This window comes from Bacillus sp. MM09(2025) (assembly GCF_050496725.1).
GTDB classification, from domain to species: domain Bacteria; phylum Bacillota; class Bacilli; order Bacillales; family Bacillaceae; genus Bacillus; species Bacillus pumilus.
The window spans coordinates 2488905-2501471 of the sequence record NZ_JBNWEN010000004.1 but is presented as its reverse complement, the minus strand read 5'-3'; the positions used below and the strand labels follow the sequence as shown (position 1 = coordinate 2501471).

Below are 12567 nucleotides of genomic sequence, written 5' to 3'. Positions count from 1 at the left end.
CATGATTTTACAACATTTTCTCTAATCAGCAAGAAAGGTATATGGAGAGACATCCTCCATATACCTTAAGATCCTTGCCGTAGATCTCTTACACTATAATTCTTACTTTTCGAAATGTGCCCATTTGTATTGAACATCACCTAGTCCAGATACAACCACACCTTTTAGTTTTGGATCTTGTACCCAAAGCTGAGTGTAGAAGTAAATTGGTGCTATAGGCATATCGTTGACGATGATTTCTTCTGCTTTTTTCAGCATTTCTTCACGCTTCGTTTTATCTGTTTCTTTCGCAGAATCATTCAACAATTGTTTGTACTCTTTGCTTTCCCATCCAGTGTCGTTGTTTCCACCGTCTTTATCTTTGTAAAGCTCAAGGAAGTTCACTGGATCGTTGAAGTCACCTAACCAGCCCATACGTCCGATTTGGTAATCTCCACTGTGGATTTTGTCGATGTATACGTTCCACTCAGAGTTATCAAGTTCAACTTTCACACCTAAATCTTTTTTCCACATTTCTTGAATTGCTTGTGCAATCTTTTGGTGGCCTTCATCAGTGTTGTAAGAAAGTTTCAATGCTGGAAGATCAGAAACAGACTTATAACCTAATTCTTTCGCACCTTTTTCAAGAAGTTTTTTAGCAGTATCTACATCGTGATCTTTGAAGTAGCCAGTTTTGTTATCAGTGAACCCTTCCATTGTTGGTGGAACGATTGCCATAGCTGGAACTTGTTCACCTTGCGTAATTTTGTCAACGATCGCTTGACGGTTGATTGAGTATGCAAGGGCCTTACGGATGTTTGCATTGTTTAAAGGTTTTACTTCTGTGTTGAATTTGTAGTTATAAATACCAGCGATCGTTTGGATTTTCAGACCGCCTTCTTTTTTCAATGTTTTTAAAGACTCAGTTGGAAGGCTTCCAGTTGGTGAACCAGCCCAGTCAAGCTCGCCTTTTTTGAACATGCTAAGTTCAGTGTTTGTATCTTTGATCATAGACATGTTGATTTTTTTCAATTTCACAGTATCTTTATCCCAGTATTCATTGTTCTTTTCAAGCGTGATAGAACCGCCATGTTTCCATTTAGAAAGAACGAATGGTCCGTTAGATACGTAGTTTTCACCTGCATTTGTGTACCAGTTTTTATTCTTTTCAGCCACTTTTTTGTTGACTGGCATATACGTATAGAATGCAGTTAGTTCAGTAAAGAACGGTGTTGGGTTCTCTAACTCAACGACAAGCGTCTTTTTGTCTTTTGCTTTAATGCCAACATCAGCAACTTTCGCTTTCCCTTTGTTCGCTTCTTCAGCACCTTTAATATAGTAAAGCTGGTAAGCATATTGAGATTCATTTTTAGGATCTAATGCCCATTTCCAAGCATATTCGAAATCTTCAGCTGTGACAGGGTCACCATTAGACCATTTTGCATCACGAAGTGTGAATGTGTATGTTTTACCATCAGCACTTGTTTTGATATCAGAAGCCATTGCATTTTCTGGCTTACCTTCAGCGTTAATTCTTGTTAATCCCTCAAAAGTCTGACGGATGACACTTCCTGAAGTTGAATCATTTGCCAATCCCGGATGTAGAGAAAAAGGCTCAGTGGAGATATTCACATTTAGTGTTGTTTTAGCCTCTCCAGAACTGCTCGTGCTGTCGCCTGATTTGTTTCCGCTGAAACCACAAGCGCTTAATACAAGTGTGAAAATAAGCATTAAAGTAACAACAGACCAACGCTTTTTCAACTGTATTCCCCCTTATAATATGTTTTAGTTCAAAGGTCTCGATAGAAGATGAGATTCAGATTTAAGAAATAGCGTAAAAAAGTCCCTAAATAGCTTACTTTCTATTTCTTTTGTTTTTTCTGAATTTTCACTATGTAAAGAGCCTAGCACAAACGTGTGAACAAATTAATTATAATGAATAGAATAATTTATTGCAATATCAATTTCATATATTTTTAAAAAACGTAAATGGGGATAAAGAGGGATTTTTATAAACTAAAGTCTCAATCACTTCAACAAATTAAAGCGGAAATTGATTAAAATAATTTAACAAATTCAGCAGGAATAATGTTTTATACATATAATTAATCATCCCTTTTTAAAAAATTGTGACAGATAGTTGGTATTTTACCTAAAATTTTAAGTGTCAAACGACATGATGAGAAGGTCACATAAGGGGCTTCGTGACTTTTTTATGGTCATCCTTTATAATAGATAGACATACTGTTGCGATGAAAAAGAAGAGTACATATATTCACCATTAACAGAGAGTCTGCGGCTGGTGCGAGCAGACAATGGCATGTATGGAATGGGCTTTGGAGCAGCTAACCGAACACTTTCGAAAGTAAGTAGGCTTAGACGGAGCAGTCTCCGATATCAACGTCTTGAGTGATTTCCATGTGAAATAACAAGGGTGGTACCACGGTTCATTCGTCCCTTTTCTGTTGAAAAGTGACGGGTGGGCCTTTTTATATTGAGGAAAAGAGGTTTTAGTATGACAAAGAAGACGATTTTTTCAGGCATTCAGCCGAGCGGTTCGGTAACATTGGGGAACTATATTGGAGCGATGAAGCAATTTGTCGATCTCCAGCATGATTATAATGGCTACTTTTGTGTAGTCGATCAGCATGCTATCACGGTGAATCAGGATCGTTTAGCCCTTCGACAAAATATTAGAAGCTTAGCAGCTCTTTATTTAGCAGTGGGACTTGATCCTGAGAAGGCGACATTGTTTATCCAATCAGAGGTACCTGCTCACGCCCAGGCAGGATGGATGCTTCAATGTGTTGCTTATATTGGGGAATTAGAGAGAATGACCCAATTTAAGGATAAATCCGCTGGTAAGGAAGCGGTTGTTTCAGGACTATTAACATATCCGCCATTAATGGCTGGCGATATTTTGTTATATGGTACTGATTTAGTTCCTGTCGGAGAAGATCAAAAGCAGCATCTTGAATTGACTAGAACGCTTGCTGAACGTTTTAACCGTAAATACAATGACATCTTCACTGTACCTGAAGTGAAGATTCCAAAAGAAGGCGCTCGGATTATGTCTTTAGCAGATCCAACGAAAAAAATGAGCAAATCCGATCCGAACCAAAAATCCTTCATTACTTTATTAGATGAACCAAAGCAGCTTGAAAAGAAAATCAAAAGTGCTGTGACGGATTCAGAAGGCATCGTTAAGTATGACAAAGAGAACAAGCCTGGAATTGCCAACTTGCTGACGATTTACTCTGTATTAGGTAACATATCGATTGCAGAGCTTGAGCAAAAGTATGAAGGCAAAGGGTATGGTGAGTTTAAGGGAGATCTTGCGAACGTCGTCATTGATGCTTTAAAACCAATTCAAGATCGATACTATGAACTCATTGAGTCAGACGAGCTTGATCGTATTCTTGACGAAGGTGCTGAAAAAGCAAACCGCGCAGCAAATAAAATGCTGAAAAAAATGGAGAATGCAATGGGTCTTGGCAGAAAACGCAAATAAAAAAGGCTTGCAGCACATCACGCTGCAAGCTTTTTCTAATTCACCTTTGATTCGTTTTCCATTTCCCAAAGCTTTTCAAAAAATGGCTGTCCCTTAATCATTTTTTCACAAAATGCTAAATGATTTTCTGACCATCCATCAATGGTTTCATTGTAAAGCATGTTCCAAATCTCTTCGAATGACATTCGTTTAATTTGATTGTACATGCGAGGGTTCCATTCCGTATACCAATACGCAATCTCCGCCCTGTTTTGAAGACCTTTTAATTGATCGAGCGCCATAAACATGAGCTGCTTCAACTGTCTTTCTTTTCTCGTTAATCCACAGATGTGCTGCGGCGGCAAAGACAAAATATGATACTCCTTCGCTGACTCAAGACTGTCCTGAGAGAATTCATATTCCTCAGCCCTCACATCTTTCACCATTTCATACACCAATTGCTCCTGCCTTGGGATTAAGCGGCTTTTCCTCACAGGAATGGAATACCCAATCGTATCCACAGCAATAATTCGTATACCGTCCGTCACCACAAAACAATACTCTAATTTGCGCCGTTCATGATTTTTTCGAATATATGATTTCTCAAATACTGCTTCTAGCAGCGTCTTTGGCAGTTCTGAAAGATCATTCTCTATGTAATCATACAAAGGACTCTGCACCTTGAGTAAAGGTACTTGATCTAACAGCTCCACGCTGTCCTCCTTACGCCACTCATGAAAATGACACACATTGTAGCCATTTTCTTCCCCTTCAAACCAATTCACCCATACGTCATGAAGAAATAACATAACCAATCCCTCACTTTATAAAAACTGTTGTCCACAGTATGGGCAAGGGATAGAGAAATTATTCCAACTTTATTAAACTTCAAGCTGAGTGAATCACGGCATGCTTTTCTTTATGACATAAAGAAAAGAAAGGGTGTCGCAGAGTCCCTTTCATCTTGTCATACAAATGAGGCATTACTTTAACTTTTTAGGATCAAGTGCATCTCTCAGCCCATCTCCTAAGAAATTAAAGCATAAAACGGTCAGTAGAATCAGTAAACCTGGAAACAATGGATACCACCACGCCTGCACCATAATCGAGAAATTTTGTGCATCTTGCAGCATGTTGCCCCAGCTCGCCGTTGGCGGCTGTATGCCAAACCCTAGATAGCTCAGCGTTGATTCGGCTAAAATGACGGAACCTACTTTTAGTGTAGCTGACACAATAATAGGACCGATACAGTTCGGTAAAATATGCGAAAAGATGATGACATGGTTTTTCGTTCCAATGGTTCTTGCTGCGAGTACGAATTCTCTTGTTCGCAGTGATAAAAATTCACTGCGGATTAGTCTCGCGGTTGTGGTCCATCCGGTCAATGCAAAGATTAAAATCAATTTATCAATACCCGGTTTGAAAATGGTAACGAGCGTGATCAAGAGAAAAATATCGGGAATCGACAACACGACATCCACAAATCTCATTAACAAGGAATCAACAAATCCTTTGAAATACCCTGCTACCGCTCCTACCACAGTACCAATGGTAATCGCACCGACCACCGAGACGAAACCGACTAATAAAGAGACCCTCGCGCCATATAGCACCCTTGAAAAAATATCGCGGCCAAACTTGTCAGTTCCCATCAAATGCTCAGCACTTGGCGGCTGAAGCCGTTTTAATAAATCTTGCTGCTCTGGTGCGTAAGGGGCAATCACTGGAGCGAAAATGGCTGAAAAGATAATGACCAATAAGATCACGGAGCCGGCAACCGCCAATTTATTTTTGAAAAACTTCTCACAAAATAAACGCAGCATCGTCTCTGGCTTTGGCGGAAGACCCTCCTTTAATTTGAGATCAACAGGAGGTGTTCCCATATTAGGCTGTGCCAATTGTGCTTCAGCTCCCTTCTAATATTCAATACGCGGATCAACGATCGCATAGAGAATATCCGCAATTAAATTTCCAACCACCACGAGCACTGCGGAAATAACAGTCATCGCCATAATGACCGGATAATCTCTCGAAAAAGCAGAATCAATAAACAGCTTCCCTAGCCCTGGCCAAGTGAAAATTTGCTCCACCACGACTGCACCACCAATAAAGGATGGAATCATCAATCCGAAAATCGTAATGACAGGCATAAGACCGTTTCTTAACCCGTGCTTGAAAATGACCTTGTTTTCTCGAAAGCCTTTCGCTCTTGCGGTACGAATGTAATCCTGCCTCATGACATCAAGCATACTCGACCTTGTGTACCGAGTGAGCCCTGCCATATCAGCCGTTGCTAAAACAAAGGCTGGTAAAATGATGTGATGGAGCCGGTCAAACACATTAAAATCGGCATTCAAGGTAGAGACTCCCCCAGTTGGAAACCATCCTAAGTTCACGGATAAAACCATAATGAGAATGAGTCCAAACCAAAAGTTCGGAATAGCCAGTCCGATAAAAGATGTAACTGTAATGCCATAGTCTAGCTTTGTATATGGACGTTTTGCTGAAAGAACACCGAATGGGATGGCGATGATCAGGGCAACTAATGTAGAAAAGATCATGAGGATGAGGGTATTTGGCAGCCTTGCAAAAATCAAATCAGCCACAGGCGTTCCCTTTTTAACAATGGAGGTGCCAAAATCACCTTGAAGCATATTGCCAAGCCATTTCATATATTGCACATATTCAGGATCGTTCAAGCCGTACTTATCAATAAAGGCTTCTCGGTCTGCCGCACTAATGGTTGGGTCCATCATAAGTGACATCGGATCGCCTGGTGCTGCTTTCATGATGGCGAAGGACAAAATGGTAATCCCAAATAAGATGGGAATGGAAAGCAATGTCCTTCTAATGATATATGTAACCATATGCACAACTCCTTTTTCATCGGATCGCCATACTGTGATGAAAAAGGGCTAAAATGATCTTTCTTTTAGCCCTCTGTCTTCATTTGCATCGTGATATGAAAACCCTCTCAATCTAACTGGTGCTCGGTGAATAAAATTGTGAGCGCCAGCACGCCTGATTAACACCGAATGAAAGGGGTTATCTGAGAGAACTTTCCTCTTCTTTTCACTAGCAGCCTACTGTTCAATCCACCATTTCTCGATTTTGTAATACTCATCTTTCGGGTGGTATGAGTAGCCTTGGAGATTAGATGGCATCGCGCGATGTGAGTTGGCATAGTAAAGGAACGTATATGGTTGATCCTCTGCGATCAGTTCATAAATTTTTTCATATGCCTTTGAGTATTCTTTTCGATCACTTAAATTCTTGGCATCTACTAACAGCTTATCGACCTCTTTATTTTTATACCAAATGTTATTCAAGCCTTTTTCTGACTGGCTTGAGTGGAAGATGCTGTATTGATCAGGGAATGTCGCAAGGCTCCAGCCGAGCAGCAGCGCATCATAATCCCATTTAGGCGGTGTCGTCTGTTCAATGAGTGCGCTGAATTCCACAATTTGCGGCTTCGCTTCCACACCAATTTCCTTGAGCTGCTGCTGGACAACGACAGCAATGTCTTCACGGACTTTGTTTCCTTGGTTGGTCTTTATGACAAAAGAGAATTTTTTGCCATCCTTATCAAGATAGCCATCTCCATCTGTATCCTCCCAGCCCTCTTCTTTCAGCATCTTTTTCGCTTTTTCTTGATCAAACTCAAATACTGGAACACGATCAGTCTTTGGATAGTTCCATGACAGTGGACTTTCTGGAATGTTGGCTACTTTGCCGTCTCCATCCAACACTTGATCGACAATCGTTTGGCGGTCAATGGCATGTGTCAGCGCCTGACGGACCTTTTTACTTTTGAAGAGTTCATTTTTCTGGTTCCAGCCAATGTATGAATAATTGAGTCCGAGATCAGATTCAATTTTAATGTTGCTGACTTTTTCGGCTGTTTGCAGCTCAGATCCCGGTACCGCAAAGAAATCAATATCACCTGCTGAAAGCTGGGCGATTGCTGCGTTCTGATCAGGAATGGTTTTAATCGTGACGGTATCAAGATATGGACGCCCATCCCAATAATCGTCAAAGGCTTCTAGTTTCACGTAGTCGCCTTCTTTCCACTCGGCAAATTTAAATGGACCAGAACCAATTGGTTTTTTTCGGTTAAATTCATTTTCACCGAGATCCTTTATAGGCACATCACCTAAAATATGCTTAGGTAAAATGCCATAGCTTCCTAGTGTGACATTATAGAAATAAGGATCTTTTTTATTGAGCTTGAATTCGATTGAGTAATCCCCTGTCTTTTTAACAGAATCTAATACTTCAAAGCCTGATCCGCGCTCCCCATTGTAGTCCTTATTGATCGGAATGCTGTATGTAAACACAACATCATCAGCTGTCAGTTCTTCTCCATCATGAAACTTTACGCCTTTTCTAATGGTCACATCAAACTGCTTGCCGTCATTAGATTCTTTAATATCTTCTGCGAGTGATAGCTGAGGGTTCAGCTTTCCGTCAGTTTGAAGTAAAAAGCTGTAGATTCTTTCTTCAATATCTGAGCTAGCCACATCTGTTGAATAAAGCGAGTTAAATAATGTTGGTTCTGCAATGGAACCGATGACAAGATCTCCGCCCTGCACAGGTTTACCGGTGGATTTCTTTTCACTGTCTCCAGAGGTTTTATTTCCACTAGAGCAAGCCGCAAGCATGAGCGTGAAGATCAGCAGTAAACTGAACAATATGGATTTTCTATTTCTACCTTTCATATACAATTCCCCCTATCCTTTTTTAGAAATGACGACAGAAGCCGCTTCATCCCCCCTCTCAAAGATGAATTCATCCAAGCCGATTAAGCGTCGTAGAGGTGACAGGCAACGAAGTGGTTTGGTTTTAATTCTTGAAATGCTGGTATTTTTTCTTTACAGATTTGTTTCGCATGCGGGCATCTTGTGTGAAATACACACCCTTTTGGCGGATTTGCAGGACTTGGCAGATCGCCTTGAAGCATGATCCGTTCTCTTTTGATCTGACCTTTTTTACGGGTAACAGGGACAGAAGAAAGCAATGCCTGTGTATATGGGTGGAGCGGTTCATCGTACAAGCTGTGCTTATCGGCAAGCTCCATCATTTTACCGAGATACATCACGCCGACTCGATCACTAATATGCCTGACCACACTTAAGTCGTGAGAGATAAATAGATATGTCAGGTCAAATTCCTCCTGAAGTTCCTCCATCAGATTAATCACCTGCGCCTGAATGGATACATCAAGTGCTGAAACCGGCTCATCTGCGATGATCATTTCGGGATTCATGGCAAGCGCACGAGCAATGCCGATTCGCTGCCTCTGCCCGCCAGAAAATTCATGGGGATAGCGATTTGCAAAGCTTGGATGTAGGCCCACCTTTGATAAAAGCTGTTCTACTTTTTCATTTCTTTCTTTTAAGGAATATAAGTGGTGTGTTTTGTAGGGTTCTTTGATGATGCTTCGAAGTGTTTTTCTAGGGTTGAGTGATGCAAAGGGATCTTGAAAAACCATTTGGATGTTTTTTCGCGTTGATTGTCTTAGCTTTGATTCTGATACGCGGGAGATATCTTGCCCTTTAAAAAGGATTTGACCGTCAGTTGGCTCATATAAACGAATCATAGTCCGGCCTAATGTCGATTTACCACATCCTGATTCCCCCACTATCCCTAACGTTTCACCTTTATAAATCTTCAAATCTATGCCGTCAACAGCTTTGACTGCACCGACTTTCTTCTGAAAGACGCCTGCTTTAATCGGAAAATGTTTTTTAATCTGTTTCAGTTCAAGAATGGTCTCTTTCTCTATTAGATCTGTTGCATGTGGCTGATTCTGAGCAAGGGTCATGTTCGGTCTGCCTCCTCATATAAGAAGCATCTGACGCTTCTGCCATTTTCAAAAGTCCTCAGCTTAGGCAGTTCGCCTAGGCATCGCTCCTTCACTTGCGGGCATCTAGGAGCAAAGCGGCAGCCGGCTGGAAGCTGATCTGGCGCAGGGACATTCCCTTTTATCGCCGTTAACGGCTGTATGTCTCCGTCAATGACAGGAATCGATTCAAGCAGCCCTTCTGTGTAAGGATGAAGCGGCTGATCAAATAATTCTTCGACGGTCCCATTTTCAACAACCTGTCCGCAGTACATGACAATGACTCGATCTGCCACTTCAGACACGACACCTAGATCATGCGTAATGAGGAGAATCGATGTACCAAATGTCGTGCATAAATCTTTCATCAATGTGAGCACCTGGGCTTGAATCGTAACATCTAGGGCAGTTGTCGGTTCGTCTGCAATGAGAAGCTTCGGATCACAGCTTAGCGCAATGGCAATCATCACTCTTTGCCGCATGCCGCCTGATAAACGGTGCGGATAATCTTTGATGATTTGTTCCGGTCTGGAAAAACCAACAAGCTTCAGCAGGTCAATCGCTTTTTTCGTCGCTTCTTTTTTTGAAAGTTTTTTGTGATAGATGAGGATTTCTATTATTTGTTCCCCGATAGTTAGGACTGGATTAAGTGAGGTCATGGGCTCCTGAAAGATCATCGATACGTCATTACCACGAATGCTGCATAATTCCTTTTCACCATATGTAACGAGATCCTTACCATTTAGCTTGATGGAACCGTCCATAATTTTTCCACCAGTGCCGTTAATCAAGCCCATAATGGATAAGGACGTAATGCTTTTACCAGATCCAGACTCACCGACTAATGCAACAGTTTCTCCTTTGTTGATGCTGAAATCAACGCCATCTACAGCAGGTATCGCTTCTTTTTTTCGAAAAAAATAGGTTTTTAAGTTCTGCACTTCAAGCAGTGTGGTCATTTATTCGCCCCTTTCACCATCAATTAATAGAAATGGATCTAAAATTCAGCTTTTTTTGAATAAAAAGAATTATCAAAATTTATATTTGTATATTATTACATCGTTATGACGAAATCAAGAAGAATTTAGTAAATTTGTAATATGTCTCTTTTTATGTGAATCATTCACTTTGTGAGTCTATCGCCTTTAAAAAAGTTTCGGACGGCTCTGCAATCATAGACTCCTCGCTGATTCTATGTTCACTGAAATACTTTTTCACGATATAAAATCCAGTGGCGTAACCAAGCATTTTGGGGTAGTTCCCTTTTCCATAAAGGAGGTTCTGTATCAGTCTTTCGTCGTCCTGCACTTTTTGATCAAGATGACTGGATACCCATTTCTGGTACATACGCTGAAGCTGCGTTTCGTCATAGAGAGTGGTCCATTTGGCTGTATAGCTTTCTCCGTATCTATGATACACAGCATATTCAGCGAGCCCCTCCATCATGATTGTATCAAGGAATGTAAAATCTTTTTCTTCTTTCGTGAGAAAATGCAACCTGCATACATGGTGATATTCATGAGTCAGCAATGTTCCGATACGTTCTTTCGGGGTATTTGGCGACAAAAAGAGAAAGACCTTGTCGTCAAATGCCATGCCGGATTGATAATAAAATTGCTCTCTAATTTCTTTGCTGCTCTCATTGACTGGCAAAATAAAGACTGGAATGTCAGGGCCTTTCCACTGCTTTTGGAGCGCCCGGTATTCTTTCATGACGAGCTGGAAGTACCCTTTTTCTTTGAGCTTGTCGATCATGTCTATGCATGATCTAAAAGACCGAATCATGCCGTGATGCTGCAGGTGGGAGAGAATAGAGGACCATTCTTTTTCCTCCGCCCCTTTAAAATAAGGAACAAAGCGCGACGCAAGCTCCTGAAATGATGAAGATTGATGAATGAGATATTGTGTATTGACTAGACCCATACTGCTAAACACCTCCATTTTCATCATATGCAAAAAAGCGGCGATCTGTTTATAGATCGCCGCCTCTTAGGAAATATTATGCTTCGTATTTTTTAAAGATAATTGTCGCATTATGTCCGCCAAAGCCAAGTGAGTTACTTAGAGCCACTTGTACTTCTTTTGAACGTGCTTCATTTGCCACATAATCAAGATCACATTCTTCATCCGGTGTTTCAAGGTTAATGGTTGGAGGAATGACGCTGTCTTTAATTGCAAGTACAGAGAAAATAGCTTCTACTCCGCCTGCTGCGCCAAGTAAGTGACCTGTCATCGATTTTGTCGAACTGATCGCAAGCTGATTCGCATGCTCTCCGAACACTTCTTTAATCGCCATTGTTTCAAACTTATCATTGTACGGTGTGCTTGTTCCGTGGGCATTGATATAATCAATTTCTTCCACAGACAAACCAGCATCTCGAATCGCTTCTTTCATTGCGCGGACGCCTCCTTCTCCGTTTGGAGCCGGTGCTGTAATATGATACGCATCTCCAGTTGATCCATATCCAACGATTTCTGCATAAATCGTCGCGCCACGTTTTAATGCATGCTCAAGTTCTTCAAGAACGACAATCCCTGCACCCTCACCCATAACAAATCCGTCACGGTTTTTATCAAATGGACGGCTTGCTGTCTCTGGATCAGGATTTGTCGAAAGCGCTTTGTTCGCACAGAAACCAGCAAACGACATTTTTGTTAACGGCGCTTCTGTTCCGCCTGTGATCATCGCATCTGCATCTCCGCGCTGAATGACTTTAAATGCATCACCAATTGAGTTTGTACCTGTTGCACATGCTGTTACAGTACAAGAGTTAACTCCTTTTGCGCCAAGTGCAATTGAAATTTGGCCTGTTGCCATATCTGGAATCATCATTGGAACGAAGAACGGGCTTACGCGTCTTGCCCCTTTATTTGAATACACTTCAAACTGCTCTTCAAATGTTTCAAGTCCACCAATACCAGATCCAACCCATACACCAACACGCGGTGCGATTTCATCTGTGATTTCAAGACGTGAATCTTCTAAAGCCTTTTGAGCAGCAACAACTGCATATTGCGTGAAGCGTGCCATTTTTCGTGCTTCTTTTTTCTCCATGTAATCTTCAATGTTAAAATCTTTTAATTCTGCAGCCACTTTTGCTGTATATTCACTTGAGTCGACACGTGTGATTGGTCCAACTCCTGATACACCTGCTAAAGCATTTTTCCATGTTGATTCTACATCGTTGCCAAGAGGTGTCAAAGCACCCAACCCTGTAACAACTACTCGTTTTTTATCCATTAATTTGTGCACCTC

At 41.2% G+C, this 12567-nt stretch carries 10 protein-coding genes and 1 other annotated feature; of the genes, 1 reads left to right on the top strand and 9 read right to left on the bottom strand.

The genetic code is table 11. From position 1 onward, the window contains the following. Window positions 1-102 precede the first annotated feature (102 nt). A complete protein-coding gene (locus ACQYAC_RS18795) occupies window positions 103-1740 on the bottom strand; it encodes a peptide ABC transporter substrate-binding protein (protein WP_144462329.1) in 1638 nt (545 codons plus the stop codon). A 482-nt stretch (window positions 1741-2222) separates the two neighbouring features. Further along, window positions 2223-2441, top strand: a binding site (T-box leader). Between the two features lie 53 nt (window positions 2442-2494). Here ACQYAC_RS18795 and trpS point away from each other — a divergent pair. Continuing rightward, a complete protein-coding gene (gene trpS / locus ACQYAC_RS18790; protein ID WP_429943880.1) occupies window positions 2495-3490 on the top strand; it encodes a tryptophan--tRNA ligase in 996 nt (331 codons plus the stop codon). A gap of 35 nt (window positions 3491-3525) precedes the next feature. Here the strand turns inward: trpS and ACQYAC_RS18785 are convergent, their stop codons facing one another. The 8 genes from ACQYAC_RS18785 to fabF form a co-directional block, all read right to left on the bottom strand. Next, window positions 3526-4278, bottom strand: coding sequence for a YjbA family protein (locus ACQYAC_RS18785; protein WP_169056292.1), 753 nt, complete (start codon window positions 4276-4278; stop codon window positions 3526-3528). A gap of 174 nt (window positions 4279-4452) precedes the next feature. Beyond that, window positions 4453-5352, bottom strand: a complete 900-nt coding sequence (gene opp4C, locus ACQYAC_RS18780) for an oligopeptide ABC transporter permease (RefSeq protein ID WP_081042303.1) — start codon at window positions 5350-5352, stop codon at window positions 4453-4455. A gap of 33 nt (window positions 5353-5385) precedes the next feature. Next, on the bottom strand, window positions 5386-6336 hold the full coding sequence (locus ACQYAC_RS18775; RefSeq protein ID WP_044139928.1) for an ABC transporter permease: 951 nt from the start codon (window positions 6334-6336) through the stop codon (window positions 5386-5388). Window positions 6337-6552: 216 nt separating this feature from the next. Then, window positions 6553-8187, bottom strand: a complete 1635-nt coding sequence (locus tag ACQYAC_RS18770) for a peptide-binding protein (RefSeq protein WP_268498095.1) — start codon at window positions 8185-8187, stop codon at window positions 6553-6555. Between the two features lie 83 nt (window positions 8188-8270). Continuing rightward, on the bottom strand, window positions 8271-9293 hold the full coding sequence (locus tag ACQYAC_RS18765; RefSeq protein ID WP_065098859.1) for an ABC transporter ATP-binding protein: 1023 nt from the start codon (window positions 9291-9293) through the stop codon (window positions 8271-8273). Beyond that, window positions 9290-10270, bottom strand: a complete 981-nt coding sequence (locus tag ACQYAC_RS18760; protein ID WP_429943879.1) for an ABC transporter ATP-binding protein — start codon at window positions 10268-10270, stop codon at window positions 9290-9292. The genes ACQYAC_RS18765 and ACQYAC_RS18760 overlap by 4 nt, the downstream gene beginning before the upstream one ends. Before the next feature lie 160 nt (window positions 10271-10430). Next, window positions 10431-11234 (bottom strand): DUF2268 domain-containing protein, encoded by an 804-nt coding sequence (locus ACQYAC_RS18755; protein ID WP_144462336.1) that lies wholly within the window; start codon window positions 11232-11234, stop codon window positions 10431-10433. Between the two features lie 76 nt (window positions 11235-11310). Then, a complete protein-coding gene (gene fabF, locus ACQYAC_RS18750; protein ID WP_012009553.1) occupies window positions 11311-12552 on the bottom strand; it encodes a beta-ketoacyl-ACP synthase II in 1242 nt (413 codons plus the stop codon). Window positions 12553-12567: the final 15 nt, after the last annotated feature.

What these genes read in the sequence shown, in the direction of transcription:
- trpS (WP_429943880.1), top strand. Translation starts at nt 2,495, where the DNA reads ATGACAAAGAAGACGATTTTTTCAGGCATTCAGCCGAGCGGTTCGGTA.
- ACQYAC_RS18785 (WP_169056292.1), bottom strand. Translation starts at nt 4,278, where the DNA reads ATGTTATTTCTTCATGACGTATGGGTGAATTGGTTTGAAGGGGAAGAA.
- opp4C (WP_081042303.1), bottom strand. Translation starts at nt 5,352, where the DNA reads ATGGGAACACCTCCTGTTGATCTCAAATTAAAGGAGGGTCTTCCGCCA.
- ACQYAC_RS18775 (WP_044139928.1), bottom strand. Translation starts at nt 6,336, where the DNA reads ATGGTTACATATATCATTAGAAGGACATTGCTTTCCATTCCCATCTTA.
- ACQYAC_RS18770 (WP_268498095.1), bottom strand. Translation starts at nt 8,187, where the DNA reads ATGAAAGGTAGAAATAGAAAATCCATATTGTTCAGTTTACTGCTGATC.
- ACQYAC_RS18765 (WP_065098859.1), bottom strand. Translation starts at nt 9,293, where the DNA reads ATGACCCTTGCTCAGAATCAGCCACATGCAACAGATCTAATAGAGAAA.
- ACQYAC_RS18760 (WP_429943879.1), bottom strand. Translation starts at nt 10,270, where the DNA reads ATGACCACACTGCTTGAAGTGCAGAACTTAAAAACCTATTTTTTTCGA.
- ACQYAC_RS18755 (WP_144462336.1), bottom strand. Translation starts at nt 11,234, where the DNA reads ATGGGTCTAGTCAATACACAATATCTCATTCATCAATCTTCATCATTT.
- fabF (WP_012009553.1), bottom strand. Translation starts at nt 12,552, where the DNA reads ATGGATAAAAAACGAGTAGTTGTTACAGGGTTGGGTGCTTTGACACCT.